The organism is Delftia sp. WSY_12, from assembly GCF_043104645.1.
Lineage (GTDB): Bacteria > Pseudomonadota > Gammaproteobacteria > Burkholderiales > Burkholderiaceae_C > Comamonas > Comamonas tsuruhatensis.
The window spans coordinates 30,443-54,003 of sequence record NZ_JBICKW010000059.1; the positions used below are offsets into that span (position 1 = coordinate 30,443).

The 23,561-nt window shown below is 62.9% G+C and carries 21 protein-coding genes; 11 read left to right on the top strand and 10 right to left on the bottom strand.

Translation table 11 applies throughout. The annotated features are described in order from the left end of the window. The first annotated feature begins 18 nt into the window (after positions 1 to 18). Genes ACF8LI_RS25750 through ACF8LI_RS25770 form a run of 5 tightly spaced genes read left to right on the top strand, consistent with a single transcriptional unit; the run spans position 19 to position 6,660 of the window. Positions 19 to 1,167 carry a flagellar basal body P-ring protein FlgI gene (locus ACF8LI_RS25750; RefSeq protein WP_016449310.1) on the top strand — a complete coding sequence of 383 codons (1,149 nt, stop codon included), beginning with the start codon at positions 19 to 21 and terminating at the stop codon, positions 1,165 to 1,167. Then, the gene (gene flgJ / locus ACF8LI_RS25755; protein ID WP_016449309.1) at positions 1,164 to 2,144 is read left to right on the top strand and encodes a flagellar assembly peptidoglycan hydrolase FlgJ; all 981 of its coding nucleotides are present in this window, start codon (positions 1,164 to 1,166) and stop codon (positions 2,142 to 2,144) included. The genes ACF8LI_RS25750 and flgJ overlap by 4 nt, the downstream gene beginning before the upstream one ends. A 14-nt stretch (positions 2,145 to 2,158) precedes the next feature. Further along, on the top strand, positions 2,159 to 4,123 hold the full coding sequence (flgK, locus tag ACF8LI_RS25760; RefSeq protein WP_034366512.1) for a flagellar hook-associated protein FlgK: 1,965 nt from the start codon (positions 2,159 to 2,161) through the stop codon (positions 4,121 to 4,123). Between the two features lie 23 nt (positions 4,124 to 4,146). Beyond that, positions 4,147 to 5,346, top strand: a complete 1,200-nt coding sequence (gene flgL, locus ACF8LI_RS25765) for a flagellar hook-associated protein FlgL (RefSeq protein ID WP_016454332.1) — start codon at positions 4,147 to 4,149, stop codon at positions 5,344 to 5,346. 21 nt (positions 5,347 to 5,367) lie between these two features. After that, positions 5,368 to 6,660: an HDOD domain-containing protein gene (locus tag ACF8LI_RS25770; RefSeq protein ID WP_016449306.1), complete on the top strand. Its 1,293-nt coding sequence runs from the start codon at positions 5,368 to 5,370 to the stop codon at positions 6,658 to 6,660. Between the two features lie 156 nt (positions 6,661 to 6,816). Here ACF8LI_RS25770 and ACF8LI_RS25775 read toward each other — a convergent pair whose 3' ends face one another. From ACF8LI_RS25775 to ACF8LI_RS25800, 6 genes are all read right to left on the bottom strand, one after another. Next, positions 6,817 to 7,116 carry a flagellar protein FliT gene (locus ACF8LI_RS25775; protein WP_016449305.1) on the bottom strand — a complete coding sequence of 100 codons (300 nt, stop codon included), beginning with the start codon at positions 7,114 to 7,116 and terminating at the stop codon, positions 6,817 to 6,819. A gap of 2 nt (positions 7,117 to 7,118) precedes the next feature. Then, positions 7,119 to 7,532, bottom strand: a complete 414-nt coding sequence (gene fliS / locus ACF8LI_RS25780; protein WP_016454333.1) for a flagellar export chaperone FliS — start codon at positions 7,530 to 7,532, stop codon at positions 7,119 to 7,121. A gap of 104 nt (positions 7,533 to 7,636) precedes the next feature. Beyond that, on the bottom strand, positions 7,637 to 9,058 hold the full coding sequence (fliD, locus tag ACF8LI_RS25785) for a flagellar filament capping protein FliD (RefSeq protein ID WP_016454334.1): 1,422 nt from the start codon (positions 9,056 to 9,058) through the stop codon (positions 7,637 to 7,639). 181 nt (positions 9,059 to 9,239) lie between these two features. Continuing rightward, positions 9,240 to 10,112: a flagellin domain-containing protein gene (locus ACF8LI_RS25790; RefSeq protein ID WP_061289112.1), complete on the bottom strand. Its 873-nt coding sequence runs from the start codon at positions 10,110 to 10,112 to the stop codon at positions 9,240 to 9,242. 288 nt (positions 10,113 to 10,400) lie between these two features. Continuing rightward, positions 10,401 to 11,252, bottom strand: coding sequence for a flagellin domain-containing protein (locus ACF8LI_RS25795; protein WP_017404688.1), 852 nt, complete (start codon positions 11,250 to 11,252; stop codon positions 10,401 to 10,403). Positions 11,253 to 11,500: 248 nt separating this feature from the next. Continuing rightward, entirely contained in the window at positions 11,501 to 14,296 is a 2,796-nt protein-coding gene (locus tag ACF8LI_RS25800) for a tetratricopeptide repeat protein (RefSeq protein WP_392414508.1), read from the bottom strand. Between the two features lie 368 nt (positions 14,297 to 14,664). On the opposite strand from ACF8LI_RS25800, the gene ACF8LI_RS25805 reads away from it, so the two are divergent. The 6 genes from ACF8LI_RS25805 to ACF8LI_RS25830 all read left to right on the top strand — a co-directional run bounded on the left by ACF8LI_RS25805 (position 14,665) and on the right by ACF8LI_RS25830 (position 19,221). Beyond that, positions 14,665 to 14,889, top strand: a complete 225-nt coding sequence (locus ACF8LI_RS25805) for an acyl carrier protein (RefSeq protein WP_034366508.1) — start codon at positions 14,665 to 14,667, stop codon at positions 14,887 to 14,889. 5 nt (positions 14,890 to 14,894) lie between these two features. Continuing rightward, a complete protein-coding gene (locus tag ACF8LI_RS25810; RefSeq protein ID WP_123695320.1) occupies positions 14,895 to 15,932 on the top strand; it encodes a ketoacyl-ACP synthase III in 1,038 nt (345 codons plus the stop codon). Continuing rightward, the gene (locus ACF8LI_RS25815; RefSeq protein WP_312840969.1) at positions 15,929 to 16,690 is read left to right on the top strand and encodes an SDR family oxidoreductase; all 762 of its coding nucleotides are present in this window, start codon (positions 15,929 to 15,931) and stop codon (positions 16,688 to 16,690) included. The genes ACF8LI_RS25810 and ACF8LI_RS25815 overlap by 4 nt, the downstream gene beginning before the upstream one ends. Then, positions 16,687 to 17,433, top strand: coding sequence for an SDR family NAD(P)-dependent oxidoreductase (locus tag ACF8LI_RS25820; protein WP_123695324.1), 747 nt, complete (start codon positions 16,687 to 16,689; stop codon positions 17,431 to 17,433). Before ACF8LI_RS25815 ends, ACF8LI_RS25820 begins: the two co-directional genes overlap by 4 nt. A gap of 29 nt (positions 17,434 to 17,462) precedes the next feature. Then, positions 17,463 to 18,608 (top strand): aromatic ring-hydroxylating dioxygenase subunit alpha, encoded by a 1,146-nt coding sequence (locus ACF8LI_RS25825; RefSeq protein WP_312840970.1) that lies wholly within the window; start codon positions 17,463 to 17,465, stop codon positions 18,606 to 18,608. Positions 18,609 to 18,696: 88 nt separating this feature from the next. After that, complete coding sequence (locus ACF8LI_RS25830; protein ID WP_312840971.1) at positions 18,697 to 19,221, top strand: UDP-3-O-(3-hydroxymyristoyl)glucosamine N-acyltransferase; 525 nt, start codon at positions 18,697 to 18,699, stop codon at positions 19,219 to 19,221. A 54-nt stretch (positions 19,222 to 19,275) separates the two neighbouring features. Here ACF8LI_RS25830 and ACF8LI_RS25835 read toward each other — a convergent pair whose 3' ends face one another. The 4 genes from ACF8LI_RS25835 to ACF8LI_RS25850 are packed head-to-tail and all read right to left on the bottom strand — an operon-like array spanning position 19,276 to position 23,514. Further along, a complete protein-coding gene (locus tag ACF8LI_RS25835) occupies positions 19,276 to 20,535 on the bottom strand; it encodes a WavE lipopolysaccharide synthesis family protein (protein WP_312840972.1) in 1,260 nt (419 codons plus the stop codon). Between the two features lie 48 nt (positions 20,536 to 20,583). Continuing rightward, complete coding sequence (locus ACF8LI_RS25840) at positions 20,584 to 21,321, bottom strand: acylneuraminate cytidylyltransferase family protein (protein WP_312840973.1); 738 nt, start codon at positions 21,319 to 21,321, stop codon at positions 20,584 to 20,586. Between the two features lie 23 nt (positions 21,322 to 21,344). Further along, the gene (locus ACF8LI_RS25845; RefSeq protein ID WP_312840974.1) at positions 21,345 to 22,877 is read right to left on the bottom strand and encodes an N-acetylneuraminate synthase family protein; all 1,533 of its coding nucleotides are present in this window, start codon (positions 22,875 to 22,877) and stop codon (positions 21,345 to 21,347) included. Further along, entirely contained in the window at positions 22,825 to 23,514 is a 690-nt protein-coding gene (locus ACF8LI_RS25850; protein WP_312840975.1) for an inositol monophosphatase family protein, read from the bottom strand. The genes ACF8LI_RS25845 and ACF8LI_RS25850 overlap by 53 nt, the downstream gene beginning before the upstream one ends. Positions 23,515 to 23,561 lie beyond the last annotated feature (47 nt).

Below are 23,561 nucleotides of genomic sequence, written 5' to 3' on the forward strand. Positions count from 1 at the left end.
CTCCGGAGAATGGACAGCATGAAAGTACTGTCCATGCTCCTGACATTGCGCCAAGCGCAGCGCCCCTTCTGGGTTGCAGCCGCCCTCGGCGCCAGCATGCTGACCCTGCCGGCGCATGCAACACGCATCAAGGAGGTCGCTGCCATCCAGGGCGTGCGCAGCAACCAGTTGACCGGCTACGGTCTGGTGGTCGGCCTCGACGGCACGGGCGACCAGACCACCCAGATGCCCTACACCAAGCAGGCCCTGGCCAACTACCTGGAGCAGATGGGCATCTCGCTGCCCGCCACAGGCAACGCGGGCCAGCTGCAGCTCAAGAACGTGGCGGCCGTGATCGTCACCGCCGAGCTGCCGGCCTTTGCCCAGCCAGGCCAGACCATCGACGTGGTCGTCTCCTCCGTGGGCAATGCCAAGTCGCTCAAGGGCGGCACCCTGGTGACCACGCCGCTGCGCGGTGCCGACGGCGAGATCTACGCGCTGGCCCAGGGCAACCTCGTGGTCGGCGGCGCCGGCGCCTCGGCCGGCGGCTCCAAGGTACAGATCAACCACCTGAGCGCGGGCCGCGTGCCGCAGGGCGCCCAGGTCGAACGCGCAGTTCCCACCCCGATCAACGAAGGCGACAGCATCACGCTGGGCCTGAACGCCACCGATTTCCAGACCGCCGACAAGGTGGTGCGCGCCATCAACCAGCGCATGGGCCAGGGCGTGGCGCAGGCGCTGGACGGGCGCACCGTGCGCGTATCCGCGCCCCAGGACCCGGGATCGCGCGTGCGCATGATTGCCGAGATCCAGGAGATGCCGATCGAGACCTCCAAGCCCTCGGCCAAGGTCGTGATCAACGCACGCACGGGCTCCATCGTGCTCAACCAGGCCGTGACCCTGGGCCCCTGCGCCATCGCCCACGGCAACCTGGCCATCACCATCAGCACCACGCCGGTGATCAGCCAGCCCGGCGCCTTCTCGCAGGGCCAGACCGTGGTGGCCCAGAAGTCCGACATCCAGATCAAGCAGGAGCCCGGCAACATCATCAACATGCCCGGCTCCCCGCAGCTCACCGACGTGGTGCGCGCACTCAACACGCTGGGCGCCACGCCCCAGGACCTGCTGGCCATCCTGCAGGCCATCAAGGCCGCAGGCGCTCTCAACGCCGAACTGGAGGTGATATGAGCATCGCACTTCCCAATGGATCGCAGACTGCGGCCAGCAATGCGCTGGCGGCCGACGCCCGGTCCCTCAACGCACTCAAGTTCGCGGCCGGCGAGAACAGCCCGCAGGCCGCGAAGGAAACCGCCAAACAGCTGGAATCGCTGTTCATGCGCGAGATGATCAAGAGCATGCGCGAGGCGACCATGAAGTCCGGCCTGCTCGACAGCGCACAGGGCAACCTCAGCACCGACATGCTGGACCAGCAGCTGTCGGTGGCCATGTCGGGCCAGCCCGGCGGACTGTCGGATGCCATCACGCGCCAGCTGGCCCGCACCATGGGCTCGGAAGCCGCCGAGGATGCCGAGATCTCCGTGCCCTCCACGCTGAGCATGAGCCGCATCGCCTGGCGCAGCACGGCCACCAATGCCAATGGCGCCGCCGGCGGCACCGCTGCCATCGGCGCCTGGAGCGGCAGCCGCAGCAGCGCGGCCCAGTCCGTCAACGCCTACGCGCCCGCGCCCAAGGGCCGCGACAACTTCGTGGCCCACCATGGCGACGCCGCGGCGCGCGTGGCGCAGGAAAGCGGCATTCCGGCCGCCTTCATGCTGGGCCAGGCCGGCCACGAGACCGGCTGGGGCAAGAGCGAGATCAAGAACGCCGATGGCAGCAATGCCCACAACCTCTTCGGCATCAAGGCCGGCAAGGGCTGGACGGGCAAGGTCGCCGAGGTCACGACCACCGAATACATCGACGGCGTGGCGCGCAAGGTCACGGCCAAGTTCCGCGCCTACGGCTCCTACGAGGAGTCCTTCCGCGACTATGCGCGGCTGATCACCAGCAATCCGCGCTACGAGAAAGCCATGGGCAAGACCGACTCGGCCCTGGCCTATGCGACCGAGCTGCAGAAAGCCGGCTACGCCACCGATCCCGAATACGCCAGCAAGCTCAGCCGCGCCATCCAGAGCGCCGTGCAGAGCGCGGCACGCGCACAAGCCTAAACCGAGAACACGCCATGAGCCTTTTGAACGTCGGATCCCGCGCCCTGATGGCGAATCAGATCGCCCTGCAGACCACCGGCCACAACATCGCCAACGTCAACACGGCCGGCTACTCGCGCCAGAGCGTGGCCTTCCAGACCTCGCCGGGCCAGAACATGGGCAGCGGCTACATCGGCAATGGCGTGGATGTGAACACCATCCTGCGCAACTTCAACGAGTTGCTGAACCGCCAGGCGGCCACGGCCAGCGCCGTGTCGGCGGCCGATTCGGCGCGCGCCACCTCGCTGGCGCAGATGCAGGAAGTGTTCAGCGGCGGCAAGACCGGCCTGGGCGCGGCCATCACGGACATGATGAATTCGTTCGGCGATGTGGCCGGCGCGCCCACCGACCCGTCGGCACGCCAGGTGGCGCTCACGCGCATGAACGAGCTGGCGGCGCGCTTTCGCTCGGCATCGGCCCAGCTCGACGAGCTGGACTACAGCGCCAAGCAGCAGATGGGCAATGATGTGACCGTGGTCAACAGCCTGGCTGGCCAGGTGGCCACGCTCAATGCGCAGATCAGCCGCTCCATCGCCTCGGGCCAGACGCCCAACGACCTGCTGGACCAGCGCGACCAGTTGGTGCGCAATATCAACAAGTATGTGCAGACCAGCCAGATCCCCGCGGACGACGGCACCATCAGCCTGTTCGTGGGCGGCAGCCAGCCGCTGGTGCTGGGCTCCAGTTCGGCCCAGCTCACGCTCAAGGAGGCCACGGAGTTTCCGGGCAGCGGCAAGATGGCCCTGTACTTCCAGCAGCCCGGCGGCCAGAGCGTGGAGCTGACGCCCTCCATGCTGGGTGGCGGCGAGATCGCCGGCCTGCTGCAGTTCCAGGGCAGCGACCTGACCGAGGGCCGCAACCTGCTGGGCCGCATGGCACTGGCCATCGGCGACACGCTGAACCAGCAAAACAACCTCGGCCTGACGCTGTCGGGACAAAGCGGCAGCAATCTGTTCAAGCTGTCCATGGTCAGCAACGGCTCGACCACGGGCGCCCAGTGGACAGGTGCCACCACGCCGACAACCACGGTGGTCGATGCCAGCCAGCTCAAGGCCTCCGACTACCAGGTCGTCTTCGGCAGCACGGCCCCAGCGGGCAAGGTCATCCGCCTGTCCGACGGCAAGGTCACGGACTTCACCGACATGGCCGACCTGAGCTCCAAGGAGATCGACGGCCTGCGCTTCGACCTCAAGGCCGAAGGCGTGCAGGGCAACTCCATCCTGTTCCGCCCCATGGCGGCAGGCGCCCACGACATCCAGGCCGCCGTGCACTCGCCCAACGACCTGGCCGTGGCCAACCCCGTGGCCGCCAGCATCAAGTCCCTGGGCGACGCCACGCTGCAGATGGGCGGCATCCAGGTCAGCGCGGGCTTCGACCTGTCGACCTTTGCCGGCGCCGAGGTGTCGTTCAGCAAGAACGCTGCCGGACAGCTGGAGTACACCATCACCCCGGCACCGGCAGGCGGCATCCCGGCCACGGGCCTGTACACCTCCGGCCAGGCCATCCAGCTGGCGCCGGGCCTGCAGGTCAAGATCACCGGCACGCCCGCCATCAACGGAACCAACAGCGACAAGGTCACGCTGGGCAAGGCCACCGATCCGCAATACGGCACGGCCTACCAGCGCGATGCCGGCAATGCCAGCTCCTTCCTGGCGCTGCGCGACAGCAAGCTCTTCGATGGCTCGACCACGCTGAGCGACGGCTTTTCCACCGCCATGGCCCAGGTGGGCACCCGCACACAGAGCGCGCAGTACGCGGCCAAGCTGTCCGAGACCATCGCCAAGAACCTGGAAGCGGACCGCACGGCCGTCTCGGGCGTGAACCTCGACGAAGAGGCCGCCAAGCTGCTGCAGTACCAGCAGTCCTACCAGGCCTCGGCCAAGATGCTGCAGGTCGCGCAAAGCATTTTCGACAGCGTTCTGCAGACCGTGGGCCGCTGATCACAGGACAGGAGCATTCCACCATGAGCATCTCCCGCATTGGCACGGCCAACATGTACGAAAGCACCATCAACAACCTGAACTCGCGCAACACGAGTCTGGTGGACCTGATGGAAAAGACCACTTCCGGCAAGCGCGTGGTGCGCGCCAGCGACGACCCCGTGGCCGCCGCCCAGGCCGAGCGCGCGCTCACGCGCATCTCCCGCTCGGAAAACGACCAGCGTGTGCTGGGCCTGCAGCGCGATGTGATGGCCCAGGGCGAATCCAAGCTGGGCACCGCCCACGACGCGCTCAAGGACTTCCGCGACCTGATCCTGCAGTCCGGCAACGGCTCCTATGACCAGAAGGCGCGCGATGCGCTGGTGCAGCAGCTCGAAAGCATACGCAACCAGGTGCTGAGCTACGCCAATGCCAAGGACTCCAACGGCCTGCCCATCTTCCGCGGGCTGGGCAGCAAGGAAGACCCTCTCACCAACGGCAACCCCGGCACCAATTCCCAGCTGCAACCGGGCCAGGCCACGGGCAGCGAAAACGGCCTGCCGCTGGCGCTGGACGGCTTTGCGACCTGGATGAACGTGCCCACGGGCAACGGCGTGTTCGCCGTGACGCGCCAGTCGCCCACGGGCAGCTCGGCCTATGCCGACCTGGGCACGGTGTCGGACCCCAGCGCCATCACGGGCGCCAGCTACACCCTGAATTTCACCAAGGACGCCACGACGGGCGCCCTGAGCTACACCGTCACCTCCGGTGGCACGACCGGCCCGGCCGTTCCCTACACGGCCGGAGACACCATCACCGTGGGCGGCATGTCGATGAAGATCTCGGGCAACCTGGCCACGGGCGACAGCTTCACGCTGGGCCCCAGCCAGCGCACCGACCTGTTCAGCGTGCTGGACAACGTGATCGCGGGCGTGAAGAACGGCGCCACCGATGCCGGAGCCATGCAGCAGGCGCTGGGCCGCGGCCTCAACGAACTCGACGCCGGCATGAGCCGCGTCCAGGCCATGCGCAGCTTCGCCGGCGACCAGCTCAACCGCGCCGACCGCCTCGAAGACGACATGAAGAACCAGGCGGACCAGCAGGAAGCAGCGCGCTCGCGGGCCGAAGACATCGATATGATCAAGGCCCTCTCCGATGTGGACATGCAGAAGGTGGGCATGCAGGCGGCCTTGCAGTCCTACGCCTCGATCCAGAAACTGTCACTGTTCAACTTCATCAACTGATAACCGCCCGCGCATGCATCCATGGTCCAGTCCGTCCTGAGCTCTCTGACCCTCGGCTATAGGCCGCTCTGGAACCAGGCCCGCCGTCTGGCGGGCGTGCAGCTTTATCTTCACGAGGAGCCCGGCGTCCAGGCCGACGTGGCCCACCTGCTGCGCATACTGCGCGAGACCTGGGGCACGCAGTCGCCGCCGGTGCTGCTGTCGCCCCAATCCCGCCAGGTGCTGTGCGACCTGCTGGAGAACGCCTCCAAGGGAAGCCCCTGGATCGAAGTGCGCGGCGACTGGCTGCAGGACTCCGCCATCTATGACCTGGTGCGCCAGGCCCATGCGCGCGGCCTGATGCTGGTCTGGCGCGGCCCGCTGTCCGACGTGCCCGACGCCCAGGCCGCCCACTGGTTTGCCAGCAGCCTGCTGCATCTGCCGCCCGAAGGCGCCTCGGGCATGCCCAATCAGACCGTGCTTGCACTGCAGCAGGCCGCGCAGGCCGCCGAAGCGCCGACCAAGCTCCAGGCCCTCAAGCAGGCCGCCAGGCCCGCCCCCACCCTGCCCCCCCTGCAGCTGCTGGGCGGCCAGATGTATGAAGGGCTGGAAAGCCTGGCCCTGGCCGATCTGTGCCTGGACAGCTTCCATGCGGGCGCCATCGCCGGCTGGCCCGTGGCCGATGCATTGCATGCCCAGCGCCATCACCCCGCCCTGCCCAGCCGCGACACCGTGCTTGCGCTGATGCGTGCCGTCGATGCCGAGCAATCGCTGGAAGCCTTCGAGCAGATCCTGGGCGAGGACCCCATCCTGGCCTATCGCTTCATGCTCTACACCAACTCCGCGGCCCTGGGCCTGCGGGGCAATGTGGACTCGCTGCGCCGCGGCCTGGTGATGCTGGGCTACGGCACGCTGCAGCGCTGGCTGTCGGACCAGCTGCCCCACGCCTGCACCGAGCCCAGCCTGATACCCGTGCGCACCGCCATCCGGCTGCGCGCCAGCCTGACCGAACGCCTGATCGAAGCCGGCATCAGCCACGACCTGCAGCGCGAGGTCTATCTGCTGGGCCTGTTCTCGCAGCTGGACCAATTGCTGGGCGAGCCCCTGCCCACCGTGCTGCGCCGCGTACCGCTGTCCGAACGCGTCTTCGACGCGGCCGTGACGCGCACCGGCCCCTACGCGCCGGCCCTGATGATGGCCATTGCGCTGGAATCCGACGATCCCGCACCGATTCGCCAGCTGCGCGAAGACAACGACTTCGAGATCGAGGACGTCAACCGCAACCTGCTGCGCATGCTCAGCGAACTGCAGGTGCAGCCCGCGCCGGCGGCCTGATCGATATACGGCGACCCACAGCGGCCGAACCTGCGGCCTGATCTGCAGCCGCTGCCATCCGCAGATTCCACCCATGAAAAAACCGCCTGGATCTCAGGCGGTTTTTTCATGTCCGGCAGGAAGCTGCAGATGCAGCTGCCGCCGTCAGGCCATGGCTCAATGCATGGCGTGGGGCTGACCGTCGAACATGTGCTCGAACTGTGCCAGCCAGGGCTCGGCCAGCGTGCGGATCTGGGCATCGTTGCGCAGGATGCGCTGCATGATGCGGGCCTTCTCCTTGCGTTGCTCAGGCGCCAGCGGCTCGTCATGGGACTTGAGCCGCAGTTGCTCGATCAGCACGGCACAGGTGCCTTCGTAGCGCGTCACTCCCTCCCAATCCTTGTTCTGTGCGGCCTGCAGCATCTTGGCGCTGCTGTCTTCTATGGCCCGGTAAAAGTCAATCAATGTCAACTCCATTTCTAGGTCCCGGCAACGGCTGGCGTGTTGGCGATATCACGCCAACCATTGGCAATCGGAGCCAACACGTCCTGCGCGCTTTGCAGCAGCGCTGCGTCGTTGCGCAGATTGGCCAGCGTCAGCTGGGTGATGCTGTAGTCGTAGACGGAAATCAGGTTCTGTGCCAGCTCGCCGCCTTCATCGGGATTGACGGAGGCCTTCAGGCCTTCCTCCAGAATGCGCACGGCCTTGCCGATCTGCACACCTTTCTCGCCGATGTCGCCACGCTGCAAGGCGCCCTTGGCCGCGTTCAGCGCTTTCTCAAGCGCGTCGAACAGCAGCTGGATCAGTTGATGGGGCGATGCGCCGTCCACGGAGGACTGGACGCCGACCTGGGCGTAGGCACTTGCAGCACGACGGTTGAGCGATGTGTACATGTTCGTTTCCTTGATGTCTTGTTCTTCGGCTGCAATGCCCGAAAATTTAGAGGCACCGGGCATTGGTTACAGAAAACAGGACCGCCGCTCCGCATGGCTCCTGTCTATTTATTCCACTGGGAAACCTGCTGGTTCATGTAGGCACTCAGCGCCGAGTAGCCGCTCATCTTCTTGTCCAGCGAAGCGTACTGCTCACGCAGGCGCTTTTCCAGCGAATCGGCCTGGTCATTGATCCGGTCCTGGGACTTGCCATTGCTCTTCTTGAGTTCCTGCAGGCTCTTGCTCTTGGTGTCGAAGGTGCCATCGAATTCCAGCGCCTTGCGCGTGAAATCCTTCATGCGCGCGGCCAAGCCCTGCGTATCAGGCTGCCCGTCCGTTCCCACCGCGGCAAACATCTTGCTCATGGACTCGGGGTCCTTCAGCGCTGCGTCCAGCTTGGTCTTGTCGCTGGCTGTCGTACCGTAGGCCAGCTTGCCGCCCTTCTGGATCTGAATGCCCATGTCCGACAGGCGCTTGAGCGTGTCCGCTGCGCCAGCAACCGTACCCGAGACCACGCTGCGCAGGCTGTTGGTCATGCCCACCGTGGTGGAGTCGCCCTGCAGCACGCCGGCGGCCTTGCTTTCGGCGTCGTACTTGGTCGAGCTGGCCAACGCGTCATTGAGCGCGTTGTAGGCATCCATGAAGGCCTGGATCTTCTTCTTCATGCCCTCAGTGTCCGAGGACACCGTCACCGTCACCGGGGTGGCGGCCGCCGTCACCTGGTTCACGGTGATGTTCAGGCCAGGCACGGTCTGCTTGAACTCGTTGGTGGTCGACTGCACCGTGATGCCATTGACATTGATCTCGGCATTCTGGGCGTACTGCGCCACGGAGCTCGTGGTTGCCTTGCCGTTGAAGGCCAGGGCCGACAGGCTGGCATCGCCACTGGCACCGACCGTGAAGCCGGCATCGGCACCCGTGGCACGCGAGCGCAGCACCAGGCGTTCACCCTGGGCATCCTTGAGCACCGACGCCACCACGCCCGTGCCCTTGCTATTGATGGCCTGGACCACGTCTTCCAGCTTGGCACCGGCCGCGATATCGATCTCCACGGGAGTGCCGGGATTGCTGAACTGGTCGCCAGTCTTGTCCCAGCTGCCCATGGTGATGGTGAGCTTGCCAGCCCCGAACTGGGTGGACGCCGGCATGACAGCGGTCGCAACAGACTGGCTGCGCGCCAGATCCGTCACCGAGATCACCGAAGATCCGGGCAGAGCATTGGCGTCCGTCACCGTGGCAGTCACGGCCGTATTGGTCGTGGTGGCATTGGTCAGGCGCCATGTATCGGCATCGGCCAGCGAAGTGGCCGCGTCCTGAAGCGTGGACATCAGGGACTTGATCTGCCCGAACGTGGATATCTTGGAATCCAGAACAGACGCTTTTTGCTGAAGCGGAACCAGTGACTGCCTTTGCAGGGCCACCAGTTTGGCGATCATCGTCTCGTCCAGGCCGCTGCCGCTGATGCCAGCTGAACTCAAGGTGGCCATGACCATCCCTTTCTAAGTGCAGAACACCTCCGCGCCACAGCGCAGAACGCGTCCTTGCGAACACGCACACCAAATGCCCGAAGGCATTCCCCGGTATCTTATCGACCGGTTTCTCCCGAACCTGAGGCTTTTTTTGGCTACGCCCTGCGCAGCCAGGCTCAAAAGCCCCGCAGGCTCCCTCTTACTGGATCAGCTTGAGCACCGACTGGGGCAGCTGGTTGGCCTGGGCCACCATCGCTGTACCAGCCTGCTGCAGGATCTGCGTGCGGCTCAGGTTCGCGGTTTCAGCGGCAAAGTCGGCGTCCATGATGCGCGAGCGTGCGGATGCGGTGTTCTCTGCTGCCACCTGCAGGTTGGAGATCACGGCCTCGAAGCGGTTCTGTGCGGCACCGAAGGTGGCGCGTGTGTTGTTGACCAGATCCAGGGCGGTGTCGATGGCAGCCATGGACAGGCGGGCATCAGGCGCCGAGCTGCCCGCGCCGAGCAGCGAGCCCAGGGCTCCACCCAGGGACGGCGGCGTGCCGCCGGTAATGGCCAGGCCGCCGGGCGTAGAGCCCGTCAGGTTCACGGCCATGATCGTGATCTGGTTGTCGGCCCCGGTATTGGCACCCACCTGGAACACGGTGGCATTGTTGTTGTCCAGCAGCTGGCGGCCGTTGAAGCTGGTGCTGCCGACGATACGGGCGATTTCCTGCGCCAGCTGCTGGAACTCCTTGTCCAGCGAACCACGGTCCGTCGTGCCGTTGGTGTCGTTGGCGGCCTGCACGGCCAGCTCACGCATCCGCTGCAGGTTGTCGCTGAGCTTGCCCAGTGCGCCTTCGGCCGTCTGCGCCATGGAAATGCCGTCATTGGCATTGCGCATGGCCACATTCATGCCTCGCACCTGGGCGTTCATGCGCTCGGCAATGGCCAAGCCTGCCGCGTCGTCCTTTGCACTGTTGACACGCAGGCCCGAAGACAGGCGCTGCATGGTGGTGCTCAGCGACGACTGGGACGTGTTGAGATTGCGCTGGGCGTTAAGCGAAACAAGATTGGTGTTGATGATGGATGCCATGGGGCAGCTCCTCGTTAGGCATGAACAATGGCCAACCGTTCGACGACCCCAAGCCGCCAGAACGCCAGAAAGCACGCCAGGACTTCCAGCTCTGCCTATCTGATGCCAACGATTGTGCGGAAAAGCCCTTGCGCCAAAGCGCCGATAAAGCCCATGATCGGACGCCAATTCACCTTTCGAACACCCTCTTCACCCACTCTTTCGCCCATAAAAAAACCCCAGGCAGATGCCTGGGGCCTGGAGAATTCCGGCCGCCTCTTGCTTGGAAAGGCCGCCGGACTCGCACTATCAGCGCAGCAGGGCCAGAACGCCCTGGGGCAGTTGGTTGGCCTGGGCCACCATCGCCGTGCCAGCTTGCTGCAGGATCTGCGAGCGGCTCAGGTTGGCGGTTTCCGAAGCGAAGTCGGCATCCATGATGCGGCTGCGGGCAGAAGCGGTGTTCTCAGCTGCCACTTGCAGGTTCGAGACCACGGCCTCGAAGCGGTTCTGGGTGGCACCCAGCACGGCGCGCTCGGAGTTGACCGTATCCAGAGCCGTGTCCAGGTTGCTGATCACGGTAGCCAGGGCAGTAGCGTCCAGAGCCGTGGTGGCGTTGGAGCCGATCGAGGCGCTGGTGATGCCGGTGATGTCGGTGTTCGTACCCAGATTGCTCGTGGTGACGGTGATCGAGTCGTTGGCCGAAGTGTTGGCGCCCACTTGGAAGTTGATGGCGCCAGCATCGGTGCTCAGGATCTTCTTGCCGTTGAAATCAGCGCCCTTGATCACGCGGTCGATTTCCTTGCCCAGCTCGACGAATTCCTTGTTCAGCGAAACCTGGTCCTTGGCGCCGTTGGTGCCGTTACGGGCCTGCACAGCCAGTTCACGCATACGCTGCAGAGCGTCGGTCACCTTGGACAGGGCGCCTTCAGCGGTCTGGGCCATCGACACGCCGTCGTTGGCGTTGCGCACTGCCACGTTCATGCCGCGGACCTGGGCGTTCATGCGTTCTGCGATGGCCAGGCCGGCTGCGTCATCCTTGGCGCTGTTGACGCGCAGGCCGGAGGACAGGCGCTGCATGGTGGTGGACAGCGAGCTTTGCGAAGTAGCCAGGTTGCGCTGGGCGTTCAGCGATTGCACGTTGGTGTTGATAGACATGGCCATGGTGACAACTCCTAGTAAAGTCAGTTACGTCGCCGCCACGGTGCCCTCGCTTATCGCAAGGCGGGCGGCGGCGGCCCAATCCGACCATCGGCCGCTTTCACATCGAATTACGCGGCTTTTGGTGGGCTCAGGACTTTTTGTCCCTCTGCTGAGTTGGTTTTCGGAGCTGCCCCGGCGAACTTTAGGGGGACTTCACAAGATTTTTTGCACTGCGCGGCATGGCCATCCGCGCGGTGCATGGTTCGCTGTTACAAAACGGGGGCCACAGGAGCGGCCAGACCCAGATCCTCATAGGAGACACGCAGATCCACAGGCTCCTGTCCCTGGCACCAGCGGGCCCAGGCCTGGCGCATCCCCATCGCCACCGAGCGCGCCACGATGTCCGCCTGTTGCGGCTCCTGGTCCTGCAGGCGTGCACGCAGCCCCTGGCGTATCTGCTGCAGCTGCGGCAAATGTGCCTGCCAGAACGCAGCCTGGTCCAGCAGTTGCGCCAGGTCCCGTGCTGCAAAGCCCTGGTCCAGGCCGACACGAGCCATCACTTCGGCCGACTGCCGCCCCGCCAGCAGCTCCCCCATCAGTGTCAGCGTGGGCACGCCCATCCACAGGGCGTGGTTGGTGACCACTCCGCCGGTGAAGGGCAGAGTATCCAGGCAGATATCTATGTCATGGTGCGCCTGCAGATAGTGCTCGAATCCCATCTGCTCCACAAAATCGACGCGCTGCGCGGCCACGCCCTCCTCGGCCAGCCAGTCGCGCAGGTGCTGCGGAGGACCGGAACGGGGGCAGGCCGCGATCTTCAGCCTCGCCGTGGGCAGTGCACGCAGCACCTCACCCCAGACAGAAACCACCTGGCGGTTGATCTTGGACAGGCGGTTGAAGGAGCCGAACGTCAGATGGCCGTTGCGCAGCGCCGGCAGTGGCGCCACGGCCTCCTGGTGGATGCCGCCATCGAAGACGTAGGCCAAAGGAACACGCATCAGCCGTTCGGTCAGCTGGGTCTTGAGCAGTTCGTCCTCCAGGATCAGGTCGCTGAGCACGATGTAGTCCATGCTTTCCAGGCCTGTGCTGCCCGGGTTGCCTATCCAGGTCATCTGCAGCGGCGCGGGCTTTGCGGCAAACAGATCCAGCCGGTGACCACGCGTATGGCCACTGAGATCGATCAGGATATCGATGCCGTCGGCCCGAACCAGGTTGGACAGCGACTGCACATTCATGTCCTTGATGCCGCGCCACAGCTGGAACAGGCCCTGGAATTCCTTGGTGACCTCATCGTGAATCTCGTTGTTGCAATAGGCAACGCACACCAGGTCGCCATGCCGGGACAGCTCGCGCATCACCGGCAGGAAGAACTTGGCCACCGCATGCGCGCGAAGATCACCGGACACGAAGCCCACACGCAATGTCTTGCCGCGGTCACGGGCGTTCTCATGCCCCATGCCCCGCTGCCCCTCGGAATGCCGCCGCATGAGCGCACCATATTCGCGGTTGGCCCGCCCCACCGAGGCTGCACTGGCCTCAGGCGAATGGATCATGGCGAACAGGCGCGCGCTATAGGCGGGCTCGTAGTCCGGGTGCAGCCTGACCAGTTCATCCAGCTGGCGCATGTGGCGCAGGGCATCGCCGCAGCGGTCCCAGTAGGCGGCGCGCTGGAACATCAGCTCCCGGTCACCGGGAAGGCGTTCCAGCGCTTCGGTCAAGGCCCGGTCGAGCCGGAGCAGGTCACGCGTTTCCAGCAATACCTGGCAGCGCAGCATGTGCGCGCGGGCATTGTCAGGCTGGATGCGCAGCGCCTCTTCGAGCAGTTCCAGCGCCTGCTCCCATTTCTTCTGGGCAAACAGCGTGAAGGCCGTCTCGCAGTGGAGCACGGCATTGTCGGGGCGCAATTGGAGCGCCTTGCGCAAGCAGGTTTCAGCCTCTCCCAGCCGTCCTCCGGAGCACAGCAGCAACGCCAGATGCAGCAGCAGCTCCAGACTCTCAGGCTCGATCTGCAGCGCCATGCGATAGGCAGTTTCCGCCTGCAGCTCCCAGCCAGCCTCGCCCAGCACATGGGCGCTGGCCAGGCACAAACGCAGGTCCTCGGGCCGCTGCTGCATGAGCAGCACCAGGAACTGCGCACATTCCTGCAGCCGTCCGGTTTTCTGCAGCGCGGCCGTCAGCCGCGACAGTGTGTCCACATCCTCCGGGTCGAGCAGCAGCGCATTCACATAGCAGGGCAGGCTGTCCTCGGTACGGTCCTGGGCGCACAGCGCATCGCCCAGATGCGAGAAAGCCTGCGTCCAATGCGGCCGCAGCGCCAACGCAGCGCGCATCGCACGCTCGGCCTCGGCTGCGTGGCCTGCCTGCAGGCAGATGCCGCCCAGGTTGAACTGCACCTCGGCATCGCGCGGCAGCAGAACGGCTGCCTGGCGCGCTGCCTGCAGGGCCGCCTCGATGCGGCCGTTCGCATGATCGGCTGCCGCCTTGAGCTTCCAGACCAAGCCGCTCTTGGGATACTGGCGCACCAGCGAACCCGCCAGCTGGCTGACCTCGGCATGCTCGCGCTGGGCAAACAGCTGCCCCAGCAGCCGCAGCTGCGCCTCGGGCACCCGACCACGGCCATCGCCAGCAACCGGCGCCGCCTCGGGCTGCGCCGGCCCCAGCGGCCAGCGCGCGGCCTGCACCTCCAGGAACGCAGCTGCCTGCGCGCCCTGCACCAGGGCCACATCCTTTTCCAGCTGTTCCAGCGCAATCTCCTGCATGCCGTTGGCCCGTGCCACGTCGATCAGCGAGATGGCCATGTCCAGCAGCCCCTCGCGGATCAGCATGTGGATGTACAGGCGCCAGTAGCCAAAATCCGCAGGCCGCACGCCGATGGCTGCCTCCAGATAGGGCAGTGCCTCGGCACTGCGCAGCTGGTGCAGACCCAGCAGCTGGGCCATGCCGTGCAGCGCCTCGGCATGGGCAGGCTCCTGCTCCAGCACCTTTTCATAGGCCTGGCGAGCCTGCTCGAACTGCCACTGTTCATGCAACTGGCGGGCCTGCTGCAAATGCTCGTTCGTATTCATCTTGGGTTTTCAAGGTTGCGGGCAAGCGCCCCACCACAGGCCCGGCGCCCAGGCCGACACCCGCACAAATACCGCCATCGTGCAGGCAAGCCGGCAGGCACGGCCCCCGGATAAGCGGGCGCAAACCGCATTTCTTCCACCTTTGCCAGACGGACCGGTCACCAGCTGCTACAAAACAGGAAGCACGCCACGTGGCTGTATGCCATCATCCCCGGCTTCGCACGGACACAATCGCCTCTCGCAGCATCGGAACAGGCCCCGCTTTTACCTACAGTTCCAACCTTCCGGCGCAGGAGGGCTCTGCGAAAATTCATCGAAGCGTTTGCCCTCATAGGCAGGTGCGCAGCTCTTTTTCAGGAACATATCCCATGCCCTCCATTGACCAATTCATCGAAAGCTTTCTGACCGCCGTGGACTTCCAGGAAGCCGTAGCAGTCACCCCTGACACCGAACTCAGGAGCCTGCCCGAGTGGGACTCGCTGGCCGCGCTGGGCGTGATCGTCATGTTCGACGTGGACTACGGCAAGACCATCACGGGCGACGATCTCAAGAACTGCTCGACCATCACTGATCTCTACAAGCTGCTGGGATAAACACCATGGCGCTGTCCACTCTGCACAACGTCCGCTTTGCGGGCATGGCCAGCTGCATACCCCGGCGCGAGATCTCCAATCTGGAGGATTGCCCGCCCTCGCAGCGCTCCGAACGCGAACGGCTGGTGCGCAACATCGGCATCCATACCCGGCGCATCTGCCCGGAGTGGCAGTGTTTCTCGGACCTGGCCTTCGTGGCCGCGGAAAAGCTGCTCGATGAACTGCAGTGGCAGCGCGACGAAATCGACGTCCTGATCGTCGTCACGCAATCGCCCGACTATCTGATCCCCGCCACGGCCATCATCCTGCAGGACCGGCTGGGACTGGCGCACGGCACGATCGCCTTCGACGTGAACCTGGGTTGTTCTGGCTACCCGTTCGGCCTGCACATGCTGGGCAGCATGATCTCGGCAGGAGGCCTTAAAAAAGGCCTGGTGCTGGTGGGAGACAAATCCGCGACCATCATGGATCCCCTGTTCTCGGACGCCGGCACGGCCACGGCGCTGGAGTTCGACGCCAGTGCGCCTCCCATGTATTTCGACCTCAACAGCGATGGCAGCGGCTACAAGGCCATCATGCTGCCCGCTGGCGGACATCGCGAGCCCTACGGAATCGAACACGTGATCCCCAAGCGCGATGAGCATGGCTTCCTGCGCCTGCCCGCCGACCTGGTGCTTGACGGGCCGGCGGTGCTGAGCTTCTCTACCCAGCGTGTGCCGCCTGCCGTAGAACGCCTGCTGGAGTACTCCCAGGTGGACAAGGAGCAGATCGATCACTTCATATTCCACCAGGCCAACCGGCTGATCAACGAGACCATTCGCAAGAAGCTGCGCCTACCCGCGGAGAAGGTTCCAAGCACCCTGCATGACCTGGGAAACACCAGCGGCGCCTCGCTGCCTGTCACCCTCACCGCACGGCTGCACGAACAGCTGGATGGCGCCAAGGCGCGGCTGCTGCTGAGTGGCTTCGGCGTGGGCCTGTCCTGGGGAACCGCCATCGTGGACGTGGACAAGGCACGCTTTCCTGCAATGACCGAAGCATGACTGCCAACGATCCCTTCTCCCTGGCAGGCAAGCGCATCCTCGTGACGGGTGCATCGTCGGGCATTGGCCACCAAACAGCGATCTCCTGCGCCAGCCAGGGCGCCACACTGATCATCACGGGCCGCAATGCAGAGCGGCTTGCCCACACGGCAGGCCTGCTCGCAGGCGATGGCCATGTCAGCGTGGTCGCCGATCTCACCCAGGCACAGGACATCAGTGCGCTTGCGGCCCTGGCAGGCTCGATCGATGGCGTGGTCCACGCAGCCGGCATCTCTAAGCTGGTGCCGTTGCGCATGGTCAAGCAAGCCCATCTGGAAGAGATGTTCGCGCACAACACATACGCCCCGATCCTGCTGACCAAGGAATTGCTGGCCAAGCGTCTGATCCGGCCCCACGGCTCCATTGTGTTCATCAGCGCCGTGGCATCCCACATCGGGCCACTGGCCAGCAGCGGGTACTCAGCCAGCAAGGCAGCCCTGCTCGGCGCCATGCGTTCGTTGGGCCTGGAGGTTGCCAAACAAGGCATCCGCGCCAATTGCCTTGCACCGGGATATGTGCGCACCCCCATGCTGGACGGACTGTCCGCAGGAGGCGTGGATACCGAGGAATACGCCAAGCTCGCCCCGCTTGGCATGGGAGAGCCGCAGGACGTCGCACTCGCAGCAGTCTTCTATCTGTCCGACGCCAGCCGATGGATCACCCGGAACTACTTCACTATTGACGGCGGCCTGACGGTTTCCATGGATGTCTTTGCATGACCCAAGCTGCGCACGACCCATTTTCCCTGCAGGGCAAGACCGTGCTGGTCACCGGCGCTTCATCGGGCCTGGGCAGGCAAATTGCCATTTCCTGCGCCCGGCGCGGTGCCCGAATCATCGCCACGGGGCGTGACCGCCAGCGCCTGCAGGGCACCTTCGACCTGCTCGAAGGCAGCGGCCACCAGCAGATCGAAGCCAACCTGACTGATGCGCAGGACAGGACAGCCCTGGTTCAGGCAACGCCGCGGATCGACGGCCTGGTGCACTGCGCAGGCCGCCAGATGCTCAGCCCCATACGCCAGCTGCAGGAGTCCCTCATGACGGAGATGTATGCCATACATTTCCTGGCACCCGTCATGCTGACCCAGCAGCTTCTGATCACGAACAAGCTGGCGCCCGCAGCCTCCATCATCTTCATGCTCTCGACGTCGGCCCACATCGGCACGCGTGGCGTGGGACCCTACTCCGCGATGAAGTCGGGGCTGCTGGGCATCATCCGTTGCCTGGCTGTGGAGCAGGCCCGGCATCGCATGCGGGTCAACGGAATCTCTCCCTCGGTCGTACCAACGCCCATGTGGGGCGATGCGGGGCAGAACGAACAGCTTCAGGCGCAGGAGGCCCGGCACCCCCTGGGTCTTGGCAAGCCTGAGGATGTGGCCAATGCCGCCATTTATCTGCTGTCCGATGCCAGCCGCTGGGTCACCGGCACCAGCCTGGTCATGGACGGCGGCGTCGTTCTTTGACATGTCAGCACCCCGTTGAAGGAGGAGCCATGCGCTCACGCATGTATCCCGGTTGCTACCTGGACGAGAGCATCTTCCAACGTGAGCAACGCAAGATATTCCGCAAGGTCTGGATGTTTGCGGGGCTCAAAATGCTGGTGTCGGAGCACAACGCCTTTCTCACCCGCAAGATTGCCGGCATTCCGGTGGTCATCCAGAACTTCCACGGTGAACTGCGGGCCTTCGAGAACGTCTGCCTGCATCGCAGCGCTCCCCTGCAGACCGGGCCAGTGGGCCGGCGCCCCCTGGTCTGCGCCTACCACGCGTGGCGCTATGGGGAACAGGGCCAGGTGGAGCATATTCCTGACGGCGACACCCTTTATCGCTTCAGCAGTGAGGAACGATGCGGACTGAAGCTTCGCCAGTTTGCACTGCGCACGGTCGGTAACCTGCTGTTCGTCAACCTGGACCCCAACCCCTTTCCACTGGAAGAACAGTTTTCCCCGGAATTCATCGCTTCACTGGAGAGCAGCTCCGAAGCCTATGACAGCGAAGTCATGGTGACCACATGGCACGGGAAGTACAACTGGAAGCTCGCCTACGAGAACCTGCGCGACGCAAACCACGCCCGATTCGTTCATCCGGGGACATTGGCCAAGACCGTGACCTTCGCCCCCCAGGTGAACGAGTCGCTGCTTGCCGAGACAGCGAAGCCGCTGCAGGACACCAGCCAGCAGGGATTGCGCCAGCAATTGCGCCGCCTCAGCAAAGGCGGCATGGATGCGCACATCAGCCGCATGCAGCGATTCGGCTGGCATGACCTGGTGCAACGCTGGGGCGCAGAGGATGCCTACTACAACTGGCTGGCCTACCCCAACCTTCACATCGCCAGCGCCAACGGGGGCCACTCCTTCATTCTGGAATACCACACGCCCCTGACACCGGACACCACCAGCATGGAGGTCTATCGCTTCTCGGCCCGCAAGAAGCAGGCTTTCACGTATTCCCATGCCGTGCTTCTGGCGGAAATGCATGCCAGCAAACTGGTGCTTGCAGAGGATGTGGACATCATGGAAAAAGTCCAGGCTTCCCTGCACCCCGACGCCCCCATTGCGACGCAAGGCGCCTACGAAGGCGACAACCGCCTGGTGGAACGCTGGTACCGCCACCTGATGGAGGATGGCAATGGCCTGTAAATGGATCATTGGCGCCAGCGCCTTCCTGGACGTGGCCTGTGAGGCCTGGCGTCAGGCCTGCCCCGGACTGCAGGTGGAAAGGATCCATGTGCAGCAAGACGCCCTCTACGAGTTCGATCTGGGGGTTCTGGACGCGCTTTCACCGGAAAAGGGGACGGCCTTCATTGCCTTCGACGAGCGATTTGGCAACTTCAAGCGCATGGAACTCATGGCAGCCGCCCAGGTACGGGGGCTGCGGCTTGATCCCTATATCAGCCCACGCGCCATGCTGGCCGCCGACGTGAGCGTGGGCATCAACACCTTCGTGGCGGATGGCGTCATCATCGGGTCCGGCAGCCGCATCGACGCCAACTGCGTCCTGCTGCCCGCCACGAATATCGGAAACGGTGTGGACATCCAGTCATCTTGCTGGCTGGAACCTGGCGTGATGGTGGGAGATGGCGCACGGATCTCGGCGCAGTGCACCCTGCGCAGCGGGGCCTTGATCGCGCCGCGCATCCACATCGGCCGCGAGTGCGAACTGGGCTGGCCCCGGCGCTATGACACGGACATCGCCGGCAAAACCGTTTTCGATCCCCGCTACGACGAACCAATCCGCACCTACGGATCGTGAAGGATAGGCCCTGCGCAGGGCGGGCCTGCCGTGTCCGGCCGCGCACCTGTTGCGTCAATCGATTTTGCGTTGCCAGAATTCCCGTACCGACACATCCAGGGCACTGATGTCGCTGGCGCGCTGCAAGGCAAATTCCTGATCCTGCATCATCTCGTCCCAGTCGCTTTGCCGAAAGCACATCTCGCTGGCCATCTTCACGTTGAACAGGGGTATGAACTTGTACGAAAACCAGTCCAGCCGGGAGTTGATCGGCAGCAGACGGTCATGTGCAAAACGATAGGAATCCTTCAGCGTCTCGGCGGCAAATCCCAGGCTCCTTGCATAGGACTTCCACAGATAGCTTTCCATGGTGACATCGGCCAGCTTCTGGAAATGCATGCCGGCCGAATGCTCGATATCCGCCTCGGACAGGCGGTCTTCCGGCACGGACCACAGCCTCACCATATCTTCCGTGCGCGCCAGCATGGTCTTTTCGGAAAAATGGAAAGGCACGTGGCGCCAGCCTGAGCGCAGATCGATGGCTATTTTTCCCTTGTTGCGTCCACCAGCAAAAAAATGCTGGATGGCCTCATGGATGCTGGAGCCCGTCAGGAGATTGTCACTGCGGCAACGCACGGCGTACTCGATGCCTTTTTGCGCCAGATGCTCCACGCCGAGGCGGGCGGACCGCGCAATATAGTTGGTGTTGTGCCGTCCCTTGTTTTCCGGCTGTGCCACCAGAATCAGCGCATCCAGCCATGGACGGCAGCGATCGAGCAGTTCCCTGGGCTGATGGTCCCAGGTCACCATGCACTGGTAGGCCGAAGGAAAGCGCATGCGGTTCCACGCCAGCACCTGGGGCGTGAAGTCAAAGGCCAGACCCTGTACAAAAATACCGGCTTTCGGTGTGCCCTTGAGGCTTCGCGCCATGCTGAGACCGTCCATCAGGCGCTGCCGTTCCTGCAGCTCGTCCATCAGGGGCACATCTCCCACATCCAGCTCCACTGCACGCATTACCTTGAACTTCCGGAACTCCCCGTAGGTGATCTCGCTCAATCGCTCCGAAAAATCGTATGAAAACACCAGAATCAGCGTGTTCTCTGGATCCTCATTCATCAAGGCTTCGGGAGATCTGACCTCCGCGCCGTTCAAAACCCTGCCCTGATTTTCCTGCCAGGGGCAAACCGTATATTCAAGCTTTATACGACTGCTGATCAGCGGATAGTATTTCTTGAAGAACTCTCCCGCACCCCAGCCCACGACACGCAGTTTGGCGATGTCCAGATCCGGATATCTGAGCAGGACCCTTTCCAATGAACCAATTATTTCAGCCATGCGGTTTCACCCCATGCATTTCCAATATATCCTCCACAGCAAAAGCGGTCATACCCGATCGCCCCGCTGAACCAGGTGACCATAACGCTGACGCCCGGCCTGCGTGGAAAGCAGATAGTTCAAATAATCGAGGTCCTCTTGATAATCTATATCAAACCTGCACTGGCGTGTCTGTACTGCATAGCCAATCCTGCCCCCCAGAAAATTTGAATCAAATCCATCAGGCATATTAAAGAACTCACCCGAAAATATCCGGTATGCAGGCGCACAATCCTGCCGCCGGATCATGGATCTTCCCTGAAAATCAGAGGTCACAGGGTGAATGCATTCATTGCGCACATTGAATATCCGCGGATCTTCTGGCGTCACTACGCAAACCGAACTGTAATTACCCGAAATGAATTTCCCGTATGCCTCCACAAATGCCGCCTGCTCGCGCAAGGGATGCGTAGGCCTCAGCCAGACCAGGCTGCGAGGCAGTTCGATATCTCTCGACTTCGCCTGCACTGACAGATCCAGCAGGATGTCTTCCTCCATGGACAGGTCTGCGGATGCGCTTTCAGAGCGCAGGAATGGAACATAGGCCCCATATTTTTCGCCAATTTCAGCGTACTCCTGGCTGTCCGTGGAGAGAACGACCTTGCTGACAAAAGGCAGGCTTTTTGCAAATAGTATGGAATGCGCCAGCAAAGGCAAGCCATTGAGCTGCGCGATGTTCTTTCCGGGAAAGCCTTTGGAGCCGCTTCTAGCGGGCACCACGGCCCATAATTCATGGATGCTGGTCAATTTTCGATTTCCTCAAAGCGCATTCAGACAGTATTTTTCCTGAAATATTTATGATGTTCACTCTGGTTGATCTTCTTCACACCAGAGCCCAGGATCATTTCGGCTTCCCGAATATGATCCACATAATCCTTGAATGCTGGCGTGGACAGATCGACCGCCACAGCATCAAAATGCGCCCACTCCGTGTTCCCCATCTTGACGTGCTTCTCCACCATCCTGGCGCCGGCCGCCACCGCGAGGGCTGAGGCCTTCCATCCCATGTCATGGCTGGAGTAGCCGGGGATGATTCTGGGGTCAGCTCGTGCCATTTCACGGTACCGGTGCACCACGGCCACATTGCAATCTTCCAGTGGCGTGGGATATGCCGAATTGCATTGCAGCAGGTACAGTCGCTCGCAACTCTTGAATGTTTCCAGTACAAACTGCTCATAATCTGCACCGGTCATGCCCGTGGAAAGAACCACCGCGCCACGGTAGTTTTTCGCCACATATTTCAGGTAATCATGGTGCTCTGAAATCGTGGATGGCAGCTTCACCATGGGCATTTCCGAATCCATCTCCAGCATGAAGTGGAAGGATTTCTCATCCAGCACGGAAGCAAACCATCCCATGTCGAGGCTGCGGCAGAGCTGGTCCAGATAGCAAAAATCCTCCCTGCCCAGCTCGATCTGATGGCGGTAGTCCGCAAACGTCTTGCCAAAGGGAGAGACATAAGGGGATGACAGCTGCTCACGGGTATAAAAACTCTGCACATCCCTTTTTTGCACCTTGACCAGGTCGGCGCCCGCCGCCTTGCTGGCCCGCACCATGTGCTCCAGCCGGCCGCGGTCCCCGAAGTGATTGGTGGTCAGCTCCGCCACGATCGCCACTTCGTAGCCATTGCGCCCAGAACTCGCCTTTCCCAGGCTCTGGTTGAGATCCTGCGGGGTCAGCGCACTGAAAGGCCGGCTTCCCACATGCAACATGCGCACATTGGAATCCCTCAGGAAATACAGCGCATTGATGAAATAGAACTCCTGAACAGAAATACGAATGGATTTCTGCTCTTCGCCCTGAGGAGAATAATCATGCGTAATCGATCTGCTGTATCCAGCCGAGGCGTCGAAATCAAAACCGACAAAGTAGACATTCTGCCGACGCCGCCGGATACCCGCCACTTCACGGGCAATCTTCAACGCGGTCAGCAGCAATATGTCCTCGATCACAACGGGAACACTCATGAACCGCTGCATGAGGAGTTCCGAAGATTCCTGCGTCAACGGCACATGCGGAACATGGATGACCTTTCGCCCCGCCGGTGCAAACCCCGGCAATGAAGTCACATAGGCATGCGAACGGCATCCCTGGGCCACGATGGCATCACCCGCCCATTCTTCCCTGAATACCGTGATATCTGCCGGGCATATCTGCTCCGCATCATTCACGGCGATGATCAGCGATTTTTTGATCAGCCCGGTATCCACCAGATCGGCCGAGGAGCCTTTTCCCAGAATGAAGATATTGTCATCGCTGTATGTCGATACGATATTTTCTATCTGGCTGGAGAAATTTCCCATCGAATACCTCATCGTCTACGAACACTGTGCAACCATTTTCCAAGGCCAGCATGAGCCCGGGCATCAAATCCCAGGCACAGGCGCCTTTCGGATTGATGAATCTCTTGAACGACCCCGTGATGACGCTGTGAAGGTTGTATACCGCGCATCCGGTCACTCTGTACTCGCCAGCCTCCCGGATGCCCTGGAGAATGGATTCGTCGAATGACGAGGAAAACCCCGTGATCCGTGACTGGCGCGCAATCACCTTGTCGCCCGTGATCAGGCGCTCACCCAGCTCTGGCAGCATCAGCGCGCTGCCCAGGTGCTGCCCGCCTGCCCAGACGCTCAAGCAAGAGCCCCATTCCTTGAGGCCGGAGCAAAAATTCTCGGTTCCGTCAATGGGGTCCATCAACACCACATAGCCGCCCATGTCCACGGCGCTGTGGTCATGCGATTCCTCGCCGACAAAAACCACTCCGTCCAGCCGCTGCCGAAGCCAGTCTCCGATCAATCGTTCAATGAAAATGTCGGCCTCGGTCACCGGGCTGCCATCTTTCTTGTACCGGATGCTGTAGCGTCTTTCGAAGATGGCCGGCAGGGCCGACTCGATCACATCGCAAGCGTCTTCGAGCAAGGCTCGCATGTTCATACGCATCTTTCACTCATGAGAGTTCGGTGCCGCGCTCGCAGGAAAGACTAGCG